The following is a 22,711-nucleotide window of genomic DNA, read 5'->3' on the forward strand; positions in this document are numbered from 1 at the left end:
CCTTCTATGACCGAAGCTCTAACTCTACGTTGGGGAGCGGAAGATGAGAGTTCAGCGACAGCGTCCATGCCCCGGGGGAAGGTCGACCACATGTTTGACAGGCTCCGCACGTTATGGCGCGTAGGCAAGCGCGACGAGGATGAGCGCACGCGCGGCTCCGCGAAGCGCAAGCGCGCCCACAATCTCTTCGAAGCGGCCGCTGTCTATGTGGCGGCCTACGCCGAGGACGATCAGGACGGGATGGATGAAGCCGCCGGGTGGGTCTCCCCGGAGGCACTGTCCTTCGGCGTCAGCGAGCTGGCGTGCCGGGCCGTCATCGCCCTCGCACGGGAACGTGATGAGTCACCTCGGGACGTGGCTCGTACGCTGCTCGGGCTGCCCGCCGCTTGAGCCGCGGTCTGCCCGGGGCAGTCTGATCGGGACAGGGCGTCGTTGATTTTCCGGGTCATGCACCTCTCGACGATCTCTGGGGCGACTGGTTAGGGTGCGCCGACGGATGAAGCGATGGGAGGCTGGCATGGCCGGGGCAGATGACGCTGTCGCCGCTGATGACGACGCGCTGTACGTGCTGACGGCGGTTCTCCTCACGCCCGCGAAGTTTCCCAGTGTGTTGGGTGACGACTATCCGGAAGCGTGCGCGGCGCTGGGCCTCGCTCCGCTCGCCACCGGGTACGGACTGGTACTCGGGCAGGACGGCGACGGCGCCCGATGGACGGTCGTCGCCGACGACGTATCGCTCGTGGCCGTGGCGATCGCTTCCTGGGACTGCGGCATGGAGTACGACCTGTCCCCTGACGGACGCACAGTCGTCGCCGCGCTGCCCGGCTGGCCCCTCGCGGTCGCCGTCGCGGCCCCCGGTGTGCCCGCTCCGCACGACCCGGAGCCGGACCCCAAGGGCGGGAACCGGAAACCGCTTGCGCCGCCGCAGTCGGACACCTGGGGCCCGGCTCAACGGCGGCTCGGCGCCGACGAGATAGCGCTGCAGTGGGCGGCCTGGCGGGAGCAGGTCGACGACGCGGACTTCGCGCCGAACGGCGCCCGGGAGACGGCCCCGGCCGGCTCGAGGGGGCTCCTCCGACCGGCGTCCGGCGCGTCCTGGCGGAGGCCCGTGCCTACCTGGGTACTCCTCCGCCCCTGGGCCGGGTGCGGTCCTCCTTCGCCCCGGGGGACGCCCGCACACTGCGAGCCGACGGCCCCGGCTGGTCGCTGGTCGCCCGGACCGACGACATCGCGTTCGTCCTCCTGGACGACGAGCCCGGTGAAGTGCTGCCGGTGGGTCGCGGACCCGAGCTTCCCTCGCTCCTGGAGGCCCTCGACAAGATGGCGGTCCGCCCCGCCTGAACAGGTCGGACCACCAGCATGCACGGTTGCACGACGGGCTGTCGGATCCGCTCGCGGAACCGACGTCGGTCGGCCCGCGAGCGAACGGGAGCATAGAAGCCGCACAGCTTCCTCAGCCGCCGAGCTCTTTGCCCGTGACGCGGCGCAGCCTGCGCCGCTGGCCGGGGTCGAGTGTCAGATAGGCCGCCGCGGGGACCCCGAGCACGATCAGCAGTGCCGCCCACCAGGGCAGCCAGATCAGCATGATGAGCCCGGCCGCCACACCTCCTGCGGCGATCTTCGCGTTCGTCGACATGTCTCGCCTCCTTCGCGGCTTGCGCCGCTCTCTGTCTGGGAAAACGGCATCGGGCTTCGGACGGTTCCTGATGGCGGCCCTGAGAGGCCCCTGAGTCGGGCCCCTACTGGATTTCGGCTTACCAACCGTCGGCCCGTCCGCCCAGCGGCTTCTCGGTCCTGGGCTGGCCGCTCGCCGTTCGCCGCCTACTCGACTCGCAGGGGCTCGCCGACTTCGTACATGTGACGCAGCACCTGCCGGTAGGAGTCGACGAATCCGGCCTCCGCGTACGACATGCCCACCGCGGCACAGTGAGCGCGCACGACCGGCTGGACGAGTCGCAGGTGAGGGCGGGGCATGCTGGGAAACAGGTGATGCTCGATCTGGTAGTTGAGCCCGCCCAGGAACCAGTCGGTGAGCAGGCCGCCACGGATGTTGCGCGAAGTGAGCACCTGCCGGCGCAGATGTCCCCAACGTTCACCGTCCGGGTCGGGCATTTCCATGCCCTTGTGGTTGGGCGCGAAGGCGAGTCCGAGGTGCAAACCGAACAGCGCCTGATGGATGGCGGCGAAAGCGATCGCGTGGCCGAGAGGCATGGTGGCGAGCAGTAGTGTCACGTATCCGACGAGGTGGGCGACGAGGAACGCCCCTTCCACCACGCGCTCAGGGGGCGGCTGCCGGCGCAGATCCTGGAAGCCGTAGATCTTCATGGCTATGCCCTGGAGGAGCGTCAGCGGGAAGAACAGCCAGGCCTGGTTGCGAGTGAGCCAACTCCGGAAGCCGACACGGAGTTTCGCCTGCGTGCTGGTCCAGACGAGGACGTCCGCGGCGACGTCGGGGTCCTTCTCGACGTGGTTGGGGTTGGCGTGGTGCCTGTTGTGCTTGTCGTTCCACCAGGCTGAGCTCATCCCGAGCAACAGGTTGCCGTGTACGAGGCCGAGGAACCGGCTGACGGACCGGTTGCCGGTGATCTGCGAATGTCCCGCGTCGTGGCCGATGAACGCCGTCCTGGCACACAGGACGGACAGGACGGGTGCGAGCAGCAGCACCCACCAGGAAGCTCCGATGAAGAACATTCCGGCACCCACCGCGATCAGCGCCAAGGCATTGATCGCGATGGAGCGCGTGTACCAGCCGATTCGGTGATCCAACAGCCCCTGCTCTTTGACAGCGCGCAGGAGTGGTGCGAAATCGCTTCCCCCGGCAGGCTGCCTGGCGGTTGCGCTCGGGGGTCGTTCCGCGACTGCTGCTGCGACCTGGGGCATGGGTGGGTCTCCGGTCTCCGTGAGGTCAGGGCTTTACCTGCCACAACGTACGGATCGGTGACCTGTCGCAACCATGGCGCCACCCCCCGTGTCGAGCCGGGGGGCAGCGCCACGGGAGAGGGGGGTTGACTGCACCTCCTCTGGGGTGAAGTGACTGGGATCACTGCCTACGCCCCCTCGCGTCGCTCGCCACTTGATGTACCCTCGGCCGCTCCGGTCCAAGTAGTCAAATTTGAGGAACGCGCCATCGCTGTGCACCAACTCCCTGTCGTCTCCCCCGACGAGCTTTCTGAACTGTCATGCTGTTCCGTTCTCTTCGTGCCCGCCGACCCCGCACGCGGTGGCCGGGTCGCCTTCTGGCACCCGGACGGCACAGAAGTGCCTTCGCTCGTTGGGGGCACCCGCGAGGAGCTGTCCCTCGCCCTCCCAGGGGACGACGGTGTCGAACTGAGTGCCGTGTCCGCGGTGCTGCTGCCCGTACGCGCCGCATTGCCGGTCCTCACGCGCGCGCGTGTCGCATCAGGAGCTCACCCGACGGCTGCCTTCTGGGGGACGGCGGGGGTGCTCGCGCTGCAATTCGCTGCCCGCGGCCTGCTGTTGCCGGGACTGACGGCCACTGATCACGACTCCTGGCGCGCGGGCCCGTTGGGGGCACAGGATCTCCAGAGACTGCGTGAACTCGCCGCGGCGATGCCACCGGCCGCCCACGCCCTTCCGTTGGACGGCGGCACACCGCTGCGACTGCCCGAGCCGGAGCCGCTGCTGCGCCAGTTCCTCGATGCCGTGGCCGACACGCTGCCCCGCTCGCCCGCCGCCGCGTTGGCCGCGGGCGGACCGGTCTTCGCGTCCTGGGAGCCGCAGCACGTTCCCGAGCAGCAGGCGTGGGCCGCGGACGTGGCGGCGGGGCATGACGCGGGGGTCCGGGTCTCGCTGCGCGTGGAGATCCCCGGCCTCGTCTCGGTCACCGAGGACGGTACGCGGCTTCCCTTCCGCGCCGTTCTGCAACTGCACAGCGTCAGCGACCCCTCCTTCGTCGCGGACGCGGCCGAGGTGTGGGCCGGGGCCGGCTCGACCGCGCAGGCATTCGGTCCGCGCTCACGTATGGACGCCCTCTTGGCGCTGCGTCGCGCTACGCGCGCGTGGCCTCCGCTGGCCCCGCTGCTCTCGGCGACCGTGCCCGACGCGATCGAGCTCGCCGACGAGGAAGTCACCGAACTCGCGGGCGAAGGCGCCCGGATGCTGGCGGTCGCGGGCGTCGACGTGCACTGGCCCAAGGAGCTGGCGCGCAGTCTCACCGCGCGCGCCGTCATCGGTCCGCCGGATGATGACCGGCTGGGCGACGAGCGGCTGAGCGACGAGAAGAGCCCGGAGAAGCTGTCCTCGGATGCGCCGTCCTTCCTCTCCGCCGATGCCCTGCTTGCCTTCAACTGGCGCTTCGCGCTGGGCGACCAGCAGCTGACACGCGACGAACTGGACCGCCTCGCCGAGTCGAACCGCCCCGTGGTGCGCCTGCGCGACCAGTGGGTGCTGATCGACCCCGAAGAGGTCCGCCGCGCCCGCGACCAGCAGGACCGCAAGGTCACCCCGATCGACGCCCTCAGCGCCGCCCTGACGGGTACCACTGAGGTCGGGGGGCGACCCGTCGACGTAGAGTTCACAGGCTGGCTCGCCACGCTCCGTGAGCGGCTCTCGGACCCCGAGGGCATGGAGCCCGTCGGCCAGCCCGAGGCGCTCGCCGCGGAGCTTCGCGACTATCAGCTGCGCGGCTTGAACTGGCTGGCGCGGATGACGTCGCTCGGTCTCGGCGGCTGCCTCGCCGACGACATGGGTCTCGGCAAGACGATCACTCTGATCTCGCTGCACCTGCACCGCCAGACCCAGAAGGACACCGCGGGTCCCACCCTGGTGGTCTGCCCGACGTCGCTGATGGGCAACTGGCAGCGGGAGATCGAGAAGTTCGCACCCGGCACGCGCGTACGACGGTTCCACGGTGGCCGGCGCAGTCTGGAGAACCTGGCGAACGGCGAGTTCGTGCTCACCACCTACGGCACGATGCGGCTCGATGCGGAGCGGCTGGCCCAGACGTCCTGGGGCATGGTGGTCGCCGATGAGGCGCAGCACGTCAAGAATCCGTACTCGGCGACCGCGAAGCAGTTGCGCGCCATCGGCACCCGCGCGCGCGTGGCGCTCACCGGCACACCCGTAGAGAACAACCTCTCCGAGTTGTGGGCCATCCTCGACTGGACCACCCCCGGCCTGCTCGGCAAGCTCGGCACCTTCCGTACTCGCTACGCCAACGCCGTGGAGGGCGGCGCGGATCCCGGCGCTGCCGAGCGGCTCGGGCAGCTCGTACGTCCGTTCCTGCTGCGCCGGCGCAAGTCGGATCCTGGGATCGCGCCCGAGCTGCCGCCGAAGACGGAGACCGACCGTGCGGTCTCGCTCACGGCGGAACAAGCAGGCCTCTACGAAGCGGTGGTGCGAGAGACCCTCGCGGAGATCTCCGGAGCCGACGGTTTCGCGCGGCGCGGGCTGATCGTCAAGCTCCTCACCGGCCTGAAGCAGATTTGCAACCACCCCGCGCAGTACCTCAAGGAGGACAAGCCCCGGATCCCTGGCCGCTCCGGAAAGCTGGAACTGCTCGACGAGTTGCTCGACACGATCCTCGCCGAGGAGGCGAGCGTGCTCGTCTTCACGCAGTACGTCCAGATGGCACGGCTCATCGAACGGCACCTGGCGGGCCGCGGTGTCCCCTCGCAGTTCCTGCACGGCGGCACGCCCGTCGCGGAGCGTGAAGCGATGGTGCAGCGCTTCCAGGACGGTGAGGTGCCGGTCTTTCTGCTGTCTCTGAAGGCAGCGGGAACAGGCTTGAACCTCACCCGCGCCGAGCATGTCGTGCACTACGACCGCTGGTGGAACCCCGCCGTCGAGGCGCAGGCCACCGACCGTGCGTACCGCATCGGGCAGACGCAGCCGGTGCAGGTGCACCGGCTGATCGCCGAGGGCACGATCGAGGACCGTATTGCCGACATGCTGTTGCGCAAGCGGGAGTTGGCCGATGCCGTCCTCGGTTCAGGCGAGGCCGGTCTCACCGAGCTGACCGATGCCGAACTGTCGGATCTGGTGGAGCTGCGAGGGGGCACGCGATGAGTGACATCCATGACGGCGCATACGAGGCCGAGGACGGCCACCGGCACGCCGACCGGGCTGCGGACGAGCGCACGTTCGAGGCGCTGCCGCCTCCGCACGGGCGCGGTTTCGCGCAGACCTGGTGGGGCCAGGCCTGGCTGAAGGCTCTGGAGGATACGGCCTTGGACCTCGGTCAGCTCAAGGCCGGGCGTCGGCTCGCGCGCGCGGGTGCCGTGGGTGCGGTCTCGGTGCGGCCCGGCCGGATAACCGCGGTCGTCAAGGGCCGTGACGGCACTCCGCACCGCTCCGACGTGCTGTTGCAGGAGCTGGGCCCGGAGAAGTGGGATCGCTTCCTGACGATGGCCCTAGAACGGGCCGGGCACATCGCGGCGCTTCTCGACCGGGACATGCCGCCGCATTTGGTAGAGGACTCCGCGGCGGCAGGCGTCGAACTCCTGCCCGGTATCGGCGACCTGGAGCCCGAGTGCGACTGTGAGGCGTGGGATCACTGCGGGCACACCGCCGCGCTCTGCTACCAGGTGGCGCGGTTGCTCGACGAGGACCCCTTCGTGCTCCTGCTGATGCGGGGTCGCGGGGAGCGTGAGCTCCTGGACGAGCTGCACGAGCGCAGCGTAGCTCGTGCCGAGGCCCCGGATCCTGGTGAAGAGGCCGAGGACAGTGCTCCAGAGGGGGTCAGCGCCGCAGAGGCATACGCGGACGGCGCCATCCTGCCTCCGTTGCCCGTCCTGCCCGCGCTGCCGTCCGAGCCGGGTCTGCCGCCGACGCTCGACACGGAGGCTGAGCCTGCGCAGGGGCTCGATGTGGCCGCCGTGGAGTTCCTGGCGGCGCAGGCGGCTGCCGAGGCCTACCGCCTGTTGGCCGAGGCGATTGCTCCCGGTCATGAAAAGCATGCTGCCACGGAGGAGCTGACCGCGAGCGAGGACGCCGTACGCCTGGCTGCCGCGGCTCCAGGGCCCGCCATCGAGGCCCGGCTCGCGACGGCCTCCGAACGCGGCCGTGACGGTCTCGCTCTCGCCGTACAGGCCTGGCGGAACGGGGGCCGAGCCGCGCTGCGTGTACTCGAAGAGGAATGGACACCCAAGGAGGACTCGCTGGCACGCGCGCGTGCCGCGCTGGAAGCGGCCTGGGAAGAGGGCGAACGCCCAGAGTTGCGGGCGGCCCGCAATCGCTGGACCGTGGTCGGCTCGGACGTTCAACTGCGCCACGGGCAGGACGGCCGTTGGTGGCCCTATCGCAAGGAGCGTGGCCGCTGGACTCCTGCGGGGCCGGCGGCCCATGACCCGGCGACGGCTCTGGCCGTGGCAGGTGGCAACGAGTGACAAGGGCGCCCTCGACTCTCGGGTGACGTGCTGAGGTAGTGCGCTCGACCGCACGTGACGTGTGGTGGCGCGCGGATCGGGCGTTCGCCCGGAAGCCGCGAGGGGATGCTCAGGGAAGGCGTCGGCCCGCGACGCGTGGTCCTGCTGGTGTCGACAGGATCCTTCCTGTCTCCCCCTCGCGGCCATGGGGGCGACCGCTGTGATGACTCCGATGGCCACGAGGGCGGTGAGCAACACGAACAGCCCGTTGCACCGCCTGGAGGGCCCTCCAGGCGGCGTCGGCGGCCATTTTGCGGTTCCGGGAGGCGGGCCGCTGGGCGGGGGCTGAGGCGGTATCGGCGGCGTGGTCATACCGTCGAGAGTCGCCTCGAACCGGTCACGAGGTGACCCCTGTGCGGAAGTTGGTGTAGCGGTGATGAAGCACGCTCAGACGCGCGCGCCAAGGAGATGATCCATGGCCAGCTGATCCAGGCGCTCGAAGGCCATCCCGCGCGCGGCGGCCGCCTCCACGTCGAACGCTTCGTAGGCGCTCCGGTCGGCGAGCAGCCCGGAGAGCCCGTCCTCGGCCGTGGGGAGCGCCAACTCGTCGAGGCGAGAGGCGCTCAGCGCTTCGCGCACCTCGGGATCGGCGCGGAAAGCGGCAGCCCGCTCCCGCAGGATCAGGTAGTTGCGCATGCAGCCGGCGGCCGATGCCCACACTCCCTCGGAGTCCTCTGTGCGGGGCGGCTTGAAGTCGAAGTGCCGCGGGCCCTCGTAACCGCCCCTCTCCAGGAGGTCCACCAACCAGAAGGCGCTGCGCAGGTCTCCGGCGCCGAAGCGCAGGTCTTGGTCGTACTTGATGCCGGTCTGGCCGTTGAGATCGATGTGGAAGAGCTTGCCCGCCCACAGCGCTTGCGCGATGGAGTGCGGAAAGTTCAAACCCGCCATCTGTTCGTGGCCCACTTCGGGGTTGACGCCGAACAGTTCGGGCTTCTCCAGGTGCTCGATGAAGGCGAGGGCGTGGCCAACGGTCGGCAGCAGGATGTCGCCGCGCGGCTCGTTCGGCTTCGGTTCGATCGCGAAGCGCAGATCATAGCCCTGAGAGGTGACGTACTCGGCGAGCAGGTCGAAGGCCTCCTTCATCCGATCGAGCGCATCACGCACTTCCTTCGCGGCACCGGACTCCGCTCCCTCCCTGCCGCCCCACGCCACGTAGGTGTGCGCGCCCAGCTCCACTGCCAGGTCGATGTTGCGAATCGTCTTGCGCAGCGCGTAACGACGTACGTCTCGGTCGTTGGCTGTGAAAGCGCCGTCCTTGAAGACAGGGTGGGTGAAGAGGTTCGTGGTCGCCATGGGCACGACCAGGCCTGTCGCGTCCAGCGCCTGCCGGAAGCGCTTGATGTGGCCTTCGCGCTCCGTGTCGGATGACCCGAACGGGATCAGGTCGTCGTCGTGGAAGGTCACCCCGTAGGCACCCAGTTCCGCGAGGCGGCGCACCGAGTCGGCGGGGTCGAGCGCGCTTCGGGTGGCGTCGCCGAACGGATCACGGCCCTGCCAGCCGACGGTCCACAGGCCGAAGCTGAACTTGTCCTCCGGAGTGGGTTGGTAGTTCATGTGCGGCTCCCTCACCTATTTCGTCATGGCACTTTACAAATTAGTATCCGAGGGCGCCGCTGGGAAGGTCGGGGAGGAAACTCGGGGCAACGCCCGGGGAGAGCCGCAGGAACGGAGACCCATATGTCATCAGCGCCATCAGCTCAGGGGCCCCTTGTTGTCGGCGTGGACAGTTCCACGCAGTCCACCAAGGCCTTGGTCGTAGACGCGGCCACCGGGCAGGTCGTGGCGAGCGGACAGGCGCCGCACCGGGTCACCACGGGCGAGGGCCGCGAGAGCGACCCCCAGGAGTGGTGGGAAGCGCTGTGCGCGGCGCTGCGGCAGTGCGGGCCTCTGGCGCGGGAGGCCTCGGCGGTGTCGGTGGGGGGCCAGCAGCACGGCTTGGTGACCCTCGACAGGGAGGGCAAGCCGGTACGACCCGCGCTCTTGTGGAACGACGTGCGTTCCGCCGCGCAGGCTCGCGGGCTCCTTGAGGGGCTCGGAGGCCCGAAGGAGTGGGCCGCTCGGGTCGGCAGTGTGCCAGGGCCCTCCTTCACCGTGACGAAGTGGGCCTGGCTCACCGAGCACGAGCCCGCCTCCGCGCGCGCGACGGCGGCGGTTCGTCTGCCCCACGACTACCTCACGGAACGCCTCACAGGGCTCGGCACGACCGATCGGGGTGACGCCTCGGGGACGGGGTGGTGGACGTCGTCTTCGGAGACGTACGACGAGGAGATCCTCGGCATGGTCGGCCTCGACCCGGCGCTGCTGCCCCGCGTGGCACGTCCCGGGGAAGTCGTCGGCACCGTACGAGGGGGCGCTGAACTGCCCTTCTCCAAAGGCACGCTGGTCGCTCCGGGGACCGGCGACAACGCGGCGGCCGCCATGGGGCTCGGGCTGCGCCCCGGCACCCCGGTGCTGAGTCTCGGCACCTCGGGCACGGTGTACGCGCTCTCGGAGCGCCGCCCCGCGGATCCGACCGGCACAGTGGCGGGCTTCGCCGACGCACGGGACGCATGGCTGCCGCTCGCGTGCACGCTCAACTGCACACTGGCCGTCGACCGGGTGGCCGCCCTGCTGCGTCTCGACCGTGAAGAGGTGGCCCCCGGCGGCACGGTCACCCTCCTGCCGTATCTGGACGGCGAACGGACGCCGGATCTCCCCCACGCCACCGGGATGGTGCACGGCCTGCGGCACGACACGACGCCCGGACAGGTGTTGCAGGCCGCCTACGACGGGGCCGTGTACTCCCTGCTCGGCGCACTCGACCTCGTCCTGGACCCGGACGCCGACAGGTCGGCCCCACTGCTGCTCATCGGAGGCGGAGCGCGCGGCGCGGCCTGGCAGCACACCGTGCGTCGCCTCTCCGGCCGTCCCGTCCAGGTGCCCCAGGCTCAGGAACTGGTCGCGCTCGGTGCCGCCGCGCAGGCGGCGGGCATCCTGACCGGCGAGGACCCGAGCGCCATCGCACGGCGCTGGGGCACGGCCCAGGGGCCGGTGCTCGACCCGGTGGAGCGGGACGAAGCGACGTTGTCGCGGATCTCCGGGGTAATCTCCGACGCGGCGCCGCTCATGGACAGGGCGCCCATGGGGAGTGAGGGTTGACCGAGGCATGACCGCACCGCTGCACGACAAGCGCCCGGGGACATCGGGTGCGCGGCTGCCCGACACCCAGCACGGGATGCGCCGCCGCAACCTCTCCCGGGTGATGCACGCCGTGGCCGCCCATGGGCCGCTGTCCCGCGCGGCCGTGGCCTCCAGGATCGGGCTGACACGAGCCGCTGTCTCCACCCTGGTGGAGGAGTTGATCCGGTCAGGGTTCCTGGACGAGCTGGGCCCGGAGCGCCCCGGGCGGGTGGGCCGCCCCGGATCCGCGCTCGCGGTCAGCGCGCGCGGCCCGGTGGGCATCGGAGCCGAGGTCGGCGTCGACCACCTGGCAGTCTGCGCGGTCGATCTGCGGGGAGAGACACGGGCGCGCGCCGTCCGCCGGGTCGGCAACCGCGGGCGGTCCCCCGAGCCGGTGCTGCGGGAACTGGCCGCCTTGGTACAACGGGTCTGCGACGACGCCGGCCGGGCAGGCATGAGTCCGGCAGGTCTGGCGGTGGCCGTGCCGGGCCTCGTCGCCAGGGACGCCCGCACGGTCGTCCGAGCGCCCAATCTCGGCTGGCGTGACATCGACCTCGAACCGCTGCTCCTCTCCGGGCTACCGCTGACGGTGGACAACGAGGCCAACTTCGGCGCACTCGCCGAGCTGTGGCTCGGCGAGGACATACCGGAGGATTTTCTCCACGTCTCGGCGGAGATCGGCATCGGCGCCGCGCTCGTCGTCGACGGTCGGCTGCTGCGCGGGACACGGGGGTTCGCAGGCGAGTTGGGGCACATACCGGTGCGGGCCGAGGGGCCGTCCTGCCCCTGCGGGGGCCGTGGCTGTCTGGAGCAGTACGCGGGAGAGGTGGCGGTGCTCCGAGCGGCAGGACTGGAGCCCGGCGAGGACCGGCTCGGGCTCCTCGCTGAGCGGGCTGCCGCGGGCGACAAGGCGGTACGACGGGCCCTGCGCGGCGCTGGGGCCGCCATGGGTATCGCCCTCACGGGCGCCGTCAACCTACTGGATCCTGAGGCCGTGGTGCTCGGTGGGGCGCTGTCCCGCCTCGCGCCGTGGCTGTTGCCTTCGCTGGAGCGGGAGCTGGCGGGGCGGACAGCCGGCCGGGCCTGCGGAGTGACCGTGTCAGGGCTTGGGCCGGACGGGCCACTGCTGGGCGCGGCGCACTCGGTGGTGCGGGCGGTGCTGGACGATCCGGTGGGAGTGTGTGTGGCGGGGTAGCCGGGGTGGGTGCTGCACGGCGCGCCGTCGAGATCGGTGGGCCCACGCGGGCTCCGCGGGGCGCGGCGAAAGTCACCGCAGGGTGGGCGCGGCGCAGACCGGAGTGCCAGATCGAGCCGCCAGTCAGGCCGGATCGCGGCCGGCCGCCGACACCAAAAGGCCTCCCCCCACCCTTCCTTTCCCCCGTTCGGGTGGCCGCGATTTCCACAATCGCGCTGCTGTACACAGATGCGAGCTACGCCCTTCCGCCCCAACCGGCCAGCGCCGTACCGTAATTCACGCGGGACGCTGTCGGCCTGGCGACGACGGCGTCGCTGCGGATCGGGGGATTCACATGTCGGGGGAGACCAATCCAGGACTGCGCCGTGGGGCCATCGGGCCCCGCGAGGTCCTGTTCCAAAGCGCCCGTCCGCCCGGGCCAACGGGCCAACGGGCCAACGGGCCAACGGGCCAACGGGCCAACGGGCCAGAGTGGAGCAGCACAGCGATGAGTGACCCCCGCATCCTCACTGTGCGGCCCGAACCAGGTGAGTACGCCTGGACGTTCGGTAGCGCCCCACCTGTGGCGCGTATCGCACCGGGCACGGTCCTCGACCTGTTCACCGAGGACTGCTTCGCCGGAAACGTGCGCTCGGAGAAGGACCTTGGCTCCAAAGTGTGCGAGTTCCCCTTTCTGAACCCGCAGACGGGGCCCTTCTACGTAGAGGGCGCGGAGCCCGGCGACACCGTGGCCGTGCACTTCGTGTCGATCGAGCCGGCCCGGGGCTGGGCGGCGTCCACGGCTGTCCCGCTCTTCGGCGCCCTCACGTCCACCCGCTCGACCGCCTCGCTCCAGGCTCCGCTGCCGGAAGCCGTGTGGATCTGGCGGCTCGATCGGGCCCGCCGTACCGCGCAGTTCAGCGCGCGGGACAGCGACTTCGAGATCGAGGTGCCGATGGACCCGATGCACGGCACGGTTGGTGTCGCGCCCGCCCATCTGGAGGTGCGCTCGGCACTCGTGCCCGACGCCCATGGCGGCAACATGGACACACCGGAGATGCGCGCGGGAGTCACCTGTTACCTGGGGGTGAACGTCGAAGGTGCATTGTTGAGCCTGGGTGATGGGCACGCGCGCCAGGGCGAAGGCGAGACGTGCGGGGTCGCCGTCGAGTGCGCCATGCACACCCTGGTGATCGTCGAACTCCTGAAGGGCGTGGCCACTGCCTCGCCCCGCCTGGAGTCCGACACGCACATCATCTCGACCGAATCGGCACGTCCTCTGGAGGACGTGTTCCGCATATCCCAACTCGACCTGGTCCAGTGGCTGGTGCGTGATTACGGTGTCAGTGAATTAGACGCCTATCAATTCACGACGCAGACCGTCGAGTCACCGCTCGCCAATGTCTGCGACACGAACTACACGTGCGTGGCCAAGCTCCGCAAGGGGTGGCTGCCCGCCCGCGAAACGCACCGCGGTCTGCACGCGCGGCCGCGGGAGGCAGCCGCCGCGCTTCCCCACGGAACAGTTGCCTCACCGCTCCCCCACGGAACAGCTCACCGTCCCTCCCACTAGGCGCAGTAGTCGCTCGCTCAGCCAGTTGTCACTCACCGAGAGGCAGGTCAGTCATGGATGGAACGAGACGTTTCCCGAGTCGGCGCCGGCTGCTCCAAGGCGCGGTCGCCGCCACCGTTCCGGCGGCGCTCGTGACCGCGAACCAGGCGACGGCCCAGGCCCAGGCGGTCGACTACCCCTTGGCCGAGTGGGTTCCGGCCAGCACTTCCAACTACACGGCCGCCAACCGCCCCACCACCTATCCCATCGACTACGTGATCATCCACGTCACCCAGGAGACGTACGCCGACACACTCGCCATCTTCCAGAACCCGGCGAAGAAGGTCTCGGCCCACTACGTGGTGCGTTCCAGAGACGGCCACATCGCCCAGTGCGTCCGCGACCGCAATGTCGCCTGGCACGCCGGGAACTGGACCTACAACACGCGCAGCATCGGCATCGAACACGAAGGGTGGGTCGATAAGCCGCAGTACTTCACCAACGCGATGTACGAGCAGTCCGCAGCACTGACAGCCGCCATCTGCTCGAAGTACGACATCCCCATGGACCGTGAGCACATCATCGGGCACCACCAGGTCCCCGGCTCGGACCATACGGACCCCGGCCCGTACTGGGACTGGTCGCGCTACATACGCCTCGTCAACTTCGCCTGAGAAGGACTTCGACCCACCGCGGCCAAAGGCACGCTTCACCCATCGGGCGGCACGCTTGTCGGGCACTGCTCCGGGGGCGACGATGGCACCAGCGCATCGCCGACCCGGGAGGCCGAGTTGACCGATCCATGGGTGGCTCTTGAGCCGGGAGCAGATCCCGCCGAGCGGGTGCGGGTGTTGCGCCGGGCACACGAGAGGTTCACCGCCGCCGGCACAGTGGTCCGTCCGGTACGTCCGGTCGTGGCCGACTCATGGAGGAGGTCGGCCAGGGCCCACGTCAGCCCGGAGGGCGCGGGCGCGGCGGTGGAGCTGGTCGACGGCGACCTGGGGGCCTATCGGGCGGAGCATCCGCTGGCCGGGGTGATGCCCTTGTTCCGGGAGTTGATGGGCACCTTCGCGACGGACGGGGAGCATCTTCTCGCGGTGTGTGACGCGCAGGGCAGGTTGTTGTGGGTCGAGGGTCACGCGCTGGCGCGGCGGCGCGCGGGGCGGATGAACTTCGTGCCGGGCGCGCGGTGGGCGGAGTGCGCCGTCGGGACCAACGCACCGGGGACGGCGGTCGCAGTGGACCGGCCGGTGCAGGTCTTCGCCGCCGAGCACTTCATGAGGGGGGTGCAGCCGTGGACGTGCGCGGCGGCTCCGGTGCACGATCCGCGTACCGGGAGGCTCATCGGGGCGATCGACATTACGGGCGGCGACGGTCTCGCGCACCCGCACAGCCTCGCCTTCGTCCAGGCGGTGGCGAGAGCCGCGGAGTCCCAGCTCGCACTGCTCGCGCCGTCGGCAAGGGGTGGGGACACGGTGGAGGTAGCGGCGCTGGGCAGGGACGAAGCGTTGGTTGTGGTGGGCGGGCGCAAGGTGCGGCTCAGTCGTAGGCACAGCGAGATCGTCGTGCTGCTCGCCCGTCACCCGGAGGGGCTGAGCGGGGACGAGCTGCTGTATGCGCTGTACGAGGACGAGTCGGTGGCACAGGTGACGTTGCGGGCGGAGATGGCTCGGCTCAGGCGTGTGCTCGGGGCGGAGTTGCTGCGGTCGCGTCCTTATCGCCTGGCGTCGCCTGTCACATGTGATGCCGACGTGGTCGAGCGTCGGCTGGGGGCCGGTGCGGTGGCGGCAGCGGCCGCCGCGTACGCCGGGCCGCTGCTGCCGCAGTCGCAGGCGCCCGCACTGGTCCGGCTCCGTCGTAGGCTCGCCGATCAGTTGCGGGCGGCGCTGGTCGACCGCGATGACCCCGACCTGTTGGCGGACTGGGCGCACGCTGCCTGGGGCGAGGACGACCTGGTGGTGTGGCGGGCGCTGGCCGCACTGCGCCCCACGTCTCACGTTCTGACGCGCCTGCGCGAACTCGACACGGAGCTGGCCTTCGCCGGGCAAGGCTCCGAGCAACCGGGCGAGGCTCGAAGCAGCCAGGCAAGGCTCCGGGCATCGCTGGGCAAGGCTCCGGGCAACCGTACTGAGGGGGACTCACGCAACGTACATGCAACGTCCGCGGTCCTAGCCTCCGGGCGAGAGCTGCCCGACGGTGGGCAGCCTTCCCCGGGAGGCCAGCCAAGATGACCCGTTACGCAGCGCCCGGCACCGAGGGCGCGATCGTCGACTTCCAGTCGCGCTACGACCACTTCATCGGCGGCGAGTATGTGGCTCCCGCAGGCGGGCAGTACTTCGAGAACCCGAGCCCGGTCAACGGACAGCCCTTCACTGAGATCGCCCGAGGCACCGCCGAGGATGTCGAGCGTGCCCTCGACGCGGCGCACGCGGCCGCGCCCGCGTGGGGGCGGGCGTCCGTCGCCGAGCGGGCCGACGTCCTGCGGAAGATCGCCGACCGGATGGAGGCCAACCTCGAACAACTCGCGGTGGCCGAGAGCTGGGAGAACGGCAAACCGGTCCGCGAGACGCTGGCAGCGGACATCCCTCTCGCCATTGACCACTTCCGCTACTTCGCGGGGGTCATCCGGGCGCAGGAAGGGTCGCTGAGTGAGCTGGACGAGGACACCATCGCGTACCACTTCCACGAGCCGCTCGGCGTGGTCGCGCAGATCATCCCGTGGAACTTCCCCATCCTCATGGCGACCTGGAAGCTGGCGCCGGCGCTCGCCGCCGGGAACGCGGTCGTTCTCAAGCCCGCCGAGCAGACGCCTGCCTCCATCCACTACTGGATGAGCCTGGTCGCCGATCTGCTGCCGCCGGGCGTGGTCAACATCGTCAACGGTTTCGGCGTGGAGGCGGGCAAGCCGTTGGCCTCAAGCCCGCGTGTCTCGAAGGTCGCCTTCACCGGGGAGACCACCACGGGCCGGCTGATCATGCAGTACGCCTCGGAGAACATCAAGCCGGTGACGTTGGAGCTGGGCGGCAAGTCGCCGAACATCTTCTTCGACGACGTGTGGGCCGCCAACGACGACTTCCGGGACAAGGCACTCGAAGGATTCACGATGTTCGCCCTCAATCAGGGTGAGGTCTGCACCTGCCCGTCGCGGGCGTTGGTGCAGCGCGGCCACTACAGCGAGTTCCTCGAAGCGGCGATCGCCCGCACCGAACAGATCAAGGCGGGGCATCCCCTCGACACCGACACCATGATCGGCGCGCAGGCCTCCAACGACCAGTTGGAGAAGATCCTCTCCTACCTGGACATCGGCCAGCGGGAGGGCGCCAAGGTCCTGACAGGCGGACAGCGCATCGAGTACGACGGTGAGTTGGCGGGCGGCTACTACGTCCAACCGACTATCTTCGAAGGCGACAACCGCATGCGGGTCTTCCAGGAGGAGATCTTCGGCCCGGTCGTCTCGGTCGCGTCGTTCAACGACTTCGACGACGCCATCAAGATCGCGAACGACACGCTGTACGGGCTGGGGGCCGGGGTCTGGACGCGGGACATGAACACCGCGTACCGGGCGGGTCGTGCGATCCAAGCGGGCCGTGTGTGGACGAACTGCTACCACGCGTATCCGGCGCATGCGGCGTTCGGAGGATACAAGCAGTCGGGCATCGGGCGCGAGACGCACAAGATGATGCTGGAGCATTACCAGCAGACGAAGAATCTCCTGGTGTCGTACTCACCGAAGAAGCTCGGCTTCTTCTAGGGGCACGAAAAAAGGCGCCTGACCTGGACTTTTGCCCGTCAGGCGCCCCTTCGACCTGCTCAGCGCGTGCCCTGCCGACCTGATCCCGAATGCCACAGGCGTCGATGCCTTCAATGCCGCCTACCGCGGGCCAAGCAGCAGCAGGCGGTGTTCGTCGCGGTCGAGCGCCAGAGCCCTCGGTGGACGGCGAAGGCGGACACGCACCGCCGTCGGCCACACGGTCGACGACAGCGTGGACGACGCCGTCCGCAACGCGGTGATCCGGTTGATCCGCTCGCGCCAGGTCCGCCCGGACTCCTCCGCCGTCCGGTGCACTTCGTGCTGTACGACATCGACAGCAAGCAGCGGGCCCGCGAGCTGGCCACCGCCTTGCACGCCGCCCTGTACGCCGTGCTCGGTCCCCTGACCCGCGTTGTTCCCGAAACCTCTGCCTGACCTGCGGCCCCCGCCGTCTCGCCGCACTGCCCGCCCGGACGGCGGAGCGACGGTATACATAGGAGATGGCGACCTTCGTACTCATTCACGGCGGCGGCGACAGCGGCTGGGCCTGGCATCTTCTCGAAGCCGAGCTGCGTGCGCGGGGGCATGAAACGGTGGCCCCGGACCTGCCGTCGGACCAGCCTTCCGCGGGGTTTGCCGATTATGCCGATGCCGTCGTCGGGGCCATCGGCGAGCGGCGGGATCTCGTGGTTGTCGGCCACTCCTACGGCGCCTTCACCGCACCGCTGGTGGCCGACCGGCTCTCGGCCAGCCACCTGGTCCTGCTGGCCGGGATGATCCCGGCCCCGGGGGAGCGGCCGGACGATTGGTGGGAGACGACCGGCTGCAACCGGGCCAGGGAAGCTGCGGGCCTGTCTGCCATCGAGGACCCATTCGAGAGCTTCTACCACGATGTTCCGCGCGGCCTGGCCGAGGAGGCGATGCACAGGGAGCGGGAGGAATCCTCCCAGGTCGGCAGCGAGCCCTGGCCGCTGGCGGCCTGGCCGGACGTGCCCACGAAGTTCATCGTGTGCGAGGACGACCGCTTCTTCCCGCCCGAGTTCTTCCGTGGCCTTGCGCGAGCGCGCCTCGGCATCGTGCCCGACGAGATCGGCGGCGGTCACTGTGTCGCGCTCAGCAGGTCGAAGGAGCTGGCGGACCTGCTGGTGGGATACCTCCACGGGGAACCGCCAACAGAGGGCGATTAGCGCATGGCACAGCGGTGTGCCAGCACGAACGCGTAAAGGCACCGCACACCGCAGTGCCTGTGACCAGGGCGCTTACCCTTCCCCGTCATCGGTTTCGTGGTCGGCATATGAGATGGTGGCTCGCTTGTGCGTGACCTTGCTGCCGGGCCGGGGTTGAGCTGGGATACACGTGCTGTCGCCCGTCCGTCTCGGGTTCGTGTGATGGTCCTGGCTCTCGCCCCCTCCTCCCGGGCGGGGGCCGTTGTCCGTTCCACTGGTGCAAATCCCAGCGCCGGTTCACCGCCAACGCCGCCCACGAGCTGCGCACCCCTCTGGCCATCCAGCGCACCGCGATCGAAGTCGGACTCACCGACCCCGACCCACGACGCGTCGCCCGAACCCGTGCCGACATGCTCACCGTCGTACGCCGCTCCGAGCACCTCATCGAGTCCCTGCTGCTGTCCACCAGCGATCAGGGACTGGAACACAACGCGGACGTGCCGCTGCACGACGTGGTCCGGCAAGTCCTCGCCGAAGTGAAGACCGACGACCCCAGGCTCACCGCCAAGATCGAACCGGTGACCGTCCGCGGTGACAGCATTCTCCTCGCCCACTTGGTGGGCAACCTCGTGCGCAACGCCGCGGCCCAAAACATCTCAGGAGGCTACGTCAACGTGCACCGCTGGCACGGCCGACTCGACGAGGTCTCCAACAGCGGCACGGGCGTTCCGCCCGAAGCCGTCTCCCGACTCCTGGAACCCTTCCAACGCTGCCAGGCCCGCAGCCACCAGACCGGCGAAGGAGTCGGCCTCGGCCTGGCCATCGTGACCTCGATCGCTCACGCTCACGCTCACGCCGCAACCATGCATGTACGAGCCAATGCCGACGGCGGCCTCACAGTGGAAGTCGACTCCCCGCCCATCGACAGGCACGGGAGGTGAGCAAAGCGCGCAAGACCTGCAGCGGCCCGGACGTCGAGAACCCGACGGCAGCTGTTTGTGCCACGCCGTAGCAAACAGACAGGCGCCACCAACGTGCTCGGACCGGCAATCAAGTTCATGCCCAACAGCCATGGTCACGAAGCTGCAACCGGGCCCGGGCCGTCAGCCGGCTTCGTCCACTTCAAGGGACGCCAGGAGAACCCCACATCGGAACCACGCTTCAGAACTGCCCGTGCCGGCTCCCTGCCCACCTCGCTGCTCCTCCAGGACCAGCGAGGTGGGCGACAGGACCAAAACGTTGTCCCGGCACGGGAGGGACCCGATCCCTCGCACAGGGCGACGCGGTCCATGAAGAGCAAGGCGGTGTAGGGTCCGCTACTTCGTTGGCCCTGATCCCTGCGGAAACGCGATATCCGGACACGGCGAGCATCGACGGTGTCTGTGGATGGTGAGCATTGATGGCGCCTCCATGGCCGAGTTGTTTACAACGAGTGAGGCATCTATGGCCTTGAGGATCCCGGTTTCGCTGACTGGGGATCTGCGGCTGTGCAGGACGGGAGCCGCGCTTCACACATGCCGCCTTCGGAGCCTGGGGGCGGTCCGACTCATACCCGGGCGTGTGCCCAGTGGACGGTCTGAAGGGTGAAGGCGCGGGCCGCGGCGCTTTGGTAGGTGCTGTCGCGGCGCAGGAGCGTGACGGTGCGGGTAGGGAGCGCGGGGGTGAGGGGGATGGGCGTCAGGTGGGGATGTTCGTGGGTGATTGCGTCGGGCAGGACGGTGGCGAGCCGGGTGCGCGCCACGATTTCGGTGAGGGCGCTGATGGAGTGGGCCTCCAGTGCGATGCGCGGCTGCACGTGGTGGTCGGCGAAGTGCTGGTCGATGTGCCGTCGGGTGGCGAAGTCGCCGCTGAGCAGCGCGAGATGGCGTTCGCCGAGGTCGGTGACCGGCATGGGTCCGGATGCGCCGGTGTCGGGGTGGTGGGGGCCGACGACGAGGCTGAGGGATTCGGTGAACAGTGCGGTGGCCTCGATGCCCGGGAGGTGGGTGCCGGTGAAGGCGATGCCCAGATCGAGCCGGTCGGCGAGCAGGTCGGCTTCGATGCGGTCCTGGGTCATCTCGCGTACATCCAGGCTGATGCCGGGATGGCGGGTGTGGAAAGCGGAGATCACAGGGCCGGTGAGGTAGGCGGTGAAGGTGGGGGTGACAGCGAGGCTCAGGCGTCCGCGGGAGAGGTCCTGGACATCCAGTACCGCCCGTTCACCGGCCGCGAGGTCCCGTAGGGCGCGCTGGGCGTAGTGGGCGTAGGCGGTCCCGGCGTCGGTGAGGCGTACGGTGCGGCCGGTGCGGTCCAGCAGCTGGACGCCCAGGGCCTTCTCCAGCTGTCGGATCTGCTGCGACAACGTGGGCTGGGAGATCCGCAGCGCTTCGGCGGCGCGGGTGAAATTGGCGTGCTCGGCGACGGCGAGAAAGTAGCGCAGATGACGCAGTTCCGGCTTCATGACCCCAACTATAGATGTGGCCGATAGCTGTCAGTGGTAGCGAGTCTTGGACACTATAGGTGCAGGTCGTGCACAGTGAATGACGTCGGCCCCCACCGGCACACCCGATCGAAGGGAGTACGGGTCATGCGTCATCTCACCCAGGGAATCGACCGCTTCCAGCGGGAGATCTTCCCCGCCAAGGCCGGGCTCTTCGCCCACTTGGCCACTACCCACCAGCCCGGCACGCTGTTCATCAGCTGCTCCGACGCCCGCGTCGTCCCCGAGCTGATCACCCAGTCCGACCCCGGCGAGCTGTTCGTCATCCGCACCGCCGGCAACCTCGTCCCTGCCTACACCCCCGGCGCCGACGGTGTGGCCGCGAGCATCGAGTACGCGGTCGCCGTCCTGGGCGTGAAGGACGTCATCGTCTGCGGGCACTCCGCCTGCGGCGCCATGACCGCCCTCGCCGAGGGCCACGACCTGACCGGCGCCCCGGCCATTGCCGACTGGCTGCGCCACGCGGACGCCTCCCAGGCCCGCGCCATCGCCCCCTCGGCGGGCGAGGACAAGGTCTCAGCCCTGGTACGGCAGAACGTCGCCGCCCAGCTGACGAACCTGGCCACGCACCCCTCAGTGGCCCGCGCCGTGGCCGAAGGCAGCGTGCGGCTGCACGGCTGGGTGTTCGACATCCCCACCGGCACCGTCGAGGAACTCCACGACGCGCCCCAGGCCCTCGCGGCCTGACCCAGCCCCTGCTGATCTCGTCCGGGCACCTTCGCCCGGACCCCCACGAACCTGCCACCCCCTTCTCATGGGGACGGCACCCACTGGAAAGGAACCGCCTCTCATGGTGCACGCCCAGTTCGACAACAGCGCCCGTCAGCAGCTCGCGATCGCCTCGGTCGAGGCCAAGACCCGCCGTGACCTGTCCTGGCAGCAGATCGCCGACGCAGCCGGCCTGTCGGTCGCGTTCGTTACCGCCGCCGTCCTCGGCCAGCACGCCCTGCCCGAGAAGTCCGCGAAGGCCGTCGCCGAGCTCCTTGGCCTGGACGACGACGCGGTGATGCTACTGCAGACCATTCCCACCCGCGGCTCCATCGAGGGCGGCATCCCGACCGACCCGACGATCTACCGTTTCTACGAGATGCTCCAGGTCTACGGCACCACCCTCAAGGCCCTGGTCCACGAGCAGTTCGGCGACGGCATCATCTCCGCGATCAACTTCAAGCTCGACGTGAAGAAGGTCGCCGACCCCGAGGGCGGCGAGCGCGCCGTCATCACCCTCGACGGCAAGTACCTGCCCACCAAGCCCTTCTGAGGCAACCCGCAGGACAGCACAACCCGGGGCGGGCCCGGACCACCACGTCCCCGAGCCCGCCCCGGCCCCTCCCTCCATTTCCTCGCGGCCCGCCGCCGACGCCGAAACGGCACGCGCGCGCTCCTTCCCCATTGGCGGACTCCCATGAACTTCGCACAGCGCACCATCGACATCGCCCGACAGAACGTCGCCGAAGGCGGCCGACCCTTCGCGACCGTCATCGTCAAGGACGGAGAGATCCTCGCCGAGTCCCCCAATAAGGTCGCCCAGACCAACGACCCCACCGCCCACGCCGAGATCCTCGCCATCCGCGAAGCGTGCACGAAGCTGTGCACCGAGCACCTGACCGGCACCACCATCTACGTCCTCGCCCACCCCTGCCCGATGTGCCTGGGCTCGCTCTATTACTGCTCCCCGGACGAGGTCGTCTTCCTCACCACCCGCGACGCTTACGAGCCCCACTACGTGGACGACCGCAAATACTTCGAGCTCGACACCTTCTACAGCGAGTTCGCCAAAACCTGGGACGAGCGCCGCCTTCCGATGCGCTACGAGGCACGCGAGGACGCGACCGCCGTCTACAAGTTCTGGCAGCAGCGCAACGGCGGCGAGCGCCGCGTGGCCGGCACCCCCACCGCCTGACCGCGTACCCGACGTGATCGAGAAGGCTGCCTGGATCCGGCTCCACCAGGGCCGGGTCCTGGCCACCCGCAGCCACAGCCGCGACCGTTTCCACCTGCCCGGCGGCAAACCCGAACCCGGCGAAACCCTCCAACACAGTGCC

The 22,711-nt window shown here is 69.5% G+C and carries 18 protein-coding genes and 1 pseudogene; 15 read left to right on the forward strand and 4 right to left on the reverse strand.

Going from position 1 to position 22,711, the window contains the following annotated elements; translation table 11 throughout:
* Positions 1-90 precede the first annotated feature (90 nt).
* Positions 91-390 carry a hypothetical protein gene (locus ACOBQB_RS13235; protein ID WP_423591654.1) on the forward strand — a complete coding sequence of 100 codons (300 nt, stop codon included), beginning with the start codon at positions 91-93 and terminating at the stop codon, positions 388-390.
* 127 nt (positions 391-517) lie between these two features.
* Positions 518-1,341, forward strand: a pseudogene (locus ACOBQB_RS13240) (hypothetical protein).
* A gap of 112 nt (positions 1,342-1,453) precedes the next feature.
* Here the strand turns inward: ACOBQB_RS13240 and ACOBQB_RS13245 are convergent.
* Together ACOBQB_RS13245 and ACOBQB_RS13250 are read right to left on the reverse strand one after the other, a co-directional pair.
* Positions 1,454-1,636, reverse strand: coding sequence for a hypothetical protein (locus ACOBQB_RS13245; protein WP_423591656.1), 183 nt, complete (start codon positions 1,634-1,636; stop codon positions 1,454-1,456).
* A 185-nt stretch (positions 1,637-1,821) separates the two neighbouring features.
* Positions 1,822-2,880 (reverse strand): fatty acid desaturase family protein, encoded by a 1,059-nt coding sequence (locus tag ACOBQB_RS13250; RefSeq protein WP_423591657.1) that lies wholly within the window; start codon positions 2,878-2,880, stop codon positions 1,822-1,824.
* A gap of 252 nt (positions 2,881-3,132) precedes the next feature.
* Here ACOBQB_RS13250 and ACOBQB_RS13255 point away from each other — a divergent pair, with 252 nt between their 5' ends.
* On the forward strand, positions 3,133-6,027 hold the full coding sequence (locus ACOBQB_RS13255) for a DEAD/DEAH box helicase (protein ID WP_423591659.1): 2,895 nt from the start codon (positions 3,133-3,135) through the stop codon (positions 6,025-6,027).
* Positions 6,024-7,346, forward strand: coding sequence for an SWF or SNF family helicase (locus ACOBQB_RS13260; RefSeq protein WP_423591661.1), 1,323 nt, complete (start codon positions 6,024-6,026; stop codon positions 7,344-7,346). The genes ACOBQB_RS13255 and ACOBQB_RS13260 overlap by 4 nt, the downstream gene beginning before the upstream one ends.
* A 426-nt stretch (positions 7,347-7,772) precedes the next feature.
* On the opposite strand, the gene xylA is transcribed toward ACOBQB_RS13260, so the two are convergent.
* Positions 7,773-8,939 carry a xylose isomerase gene (gene xylA, locus ACOBQB_RS13265; protein ID WP_423591663.1) on the reverse strand — a complete coding sequence of 389 codons (1,167 nt, stop codon included), beginning with the start codon at positions 8,937-8,939 and terminating at the stop codon, positions 7,773-7,775.
* 123 nt (positions 8,940-9,062) lie between these two features.
* Between xylA and xylB the strand changes: the two genes are divergently transcribed.
* The 8 genes from xylB to ACOBQB_RS13305 all read left to right on the forward strand — a co-directional run bounded on the left by xylB (position 9,063) and on the right by ACOBQB_RS13305 (position 19,128).
* Positions 9,063-10,523, forward strand: coding sequence for a xylulokinase (xylB, locus tag ACOBQB_RS13270; protein WP_423591665.1), 1,461 nt, complete (start codon positions 9,063-9,065; stop codon positions 10,521-10,523).
* 7 nt (positions 10,524-10,530) lie between these two features.
* Positions 10,531-11,739: an ROK family transcriptional regulator gene (locus ACOBQB_RS13275; protein ID WP_423591667.1), complete on the forward strand. Its 1,209-nt coding sequence runs from the start codon at positions 10,531-10,533 to the stop codon at positions 11,737-11,739.
* A 487-nt stretch (positions 11,740-12,226) separates the two neighbouring features.
* Positions 12,227-13,291, forward strand: a complete 1,065-nt coding sequence (locus ACOBQB_RS13280; RefSeq protein ID WP_423591668.1) for an acetamidase/formamidase family protein — start codon at positions 12,227-12,229, stop codon at positions 13,289-13,291.
* A 53-nt stretch (positions 13,292-13,344) separates the two neighbouring features.
* A complete protein-coding gene (locus ACOBQB_RS13285) occupies positions 13,345-13,944 on the forward strand; it encodes an N-acetylmuramoyl-L-alanine amidase (protein ID WP_423591670.1) in 600 nt (199 codons plus the stop codon).
* A gap of 117 nt (positions 13,945-14,061) precedes the next feature.
* Positions 14,062-15,501: a GAF domain-containing protein gene (locus ACOBQB_RS13290; RefSeq protein ID WP_423591672.1), complete on the forward strand. Its 1,440-nt coding sequence runs from the start codon at positions 14,062-14,064 to the stop codon at positions 15,499-15,501.
* Positions 15,498-17,021 (forward strand): aldehyde dehydrogenase family protein, encoded by a 1,524-nt coding sequence (locus tag ACOBQB_RS13295; protein WP_423591674.1) that lies wholly within the window; start codon positions 15,498-15,500, stop codon positions 17,019-17,021. The genes ACOBQB_RS13290 and ACOBQB_RS13295 overlap by 4 nt, the downstream gene beginning before the upstream one ends.
* A 500-nt stretch (positions 17,022-17,521) precedes the next feature.
* On the forward strand, positions 17,522-18,208 hold the full coding sequence (locus ACOBQB_RS13300; protein WP_423591676.1) for an alpha/beta hydrolase: 687 nt from the start codon (positions 17,522-17,524) through the stop codon (positions 18,206-18,208).
* 158 nt (positions 18,209-18,366) lie between these two features.
* Positions 18,367-19,128 carry a sensor histidine kinase gene (locus ACOBQB_RS13305; RefSeq protein WP_423598448.1) on the forward strand — a complete coding sequence of 254 codons (762 nt, stop codon included), beginning with the start codon at positions 18,367-18,369 and terminating at the stop codon, positions 19,126-19,128.
* A gap of 605 nt (positions 19,129-19,733) precedes the next feature.
* Here ACOBQB_RS13305 and cynR read toward each other — a convergent pair.
* Complete coding sequence (gene cynR / locus ACOBQB_RS13310) at positions 19,734-20,627, reverse strand: transcriptional regulator CynR (protein WP_423591677.1); 894 nt, start codon at positions 20,625-20,627, stop codon at positions 19,734-19,736.
* A 126-nt stretch (positions 20,628-20,753) separates the two neighbouring features.
* Here cynR and ACOBQB_RS13315 point away from each other — a divergent pair, with 126 nt between their 5' ends.
* From ACOBQB_RS13315 to ACOBQB_RS13325, 3 genes are all read left to right on the forward strand, one after another.
* Entirely contained in the window at positions 20,754-21,353 is a 600-nt protein-coding gene (locus ACOBQB_RS13315) for a carbonic anhydrase (RefSeq protein WP_423591678.1), read from the forward strand.
* A 103-nt stretch (positions 21,354-21,456) separates the two neighbouring features.
* A complete protein-coding gene (cynS, locus tag ACOBQB_RS13320) occupies positions 21,457-21,927 on the forward strand; it encodes a cyanase (protein WP_399931853.1) in 471 nt (156 codons plus the stop codon).
* A gap of 144 nt (positions 21,928-22,071) precedes the next feature.
* Positions 22,072-22,569: a nucleoside deaminase gene (locus ACOBQB_RS13325; protein ID WP_423591680.1), complete on the forward strand. Its 498-nt coding sequence runs from the start codon at positions 22,072-22,074 to the stop codon at positions 22,567-22,569.
* Positions 22,570-22,711 lie beyond the last annotated feature (142 nt).

This window comes from Streptomyces sp. G5(2025) (assembly GCF_049542075.1).
GTDB lineage: Bacteria > Actinomycetota > Actinomycetes > Streptomycetales > Streptomycetaceae > Streptomyces.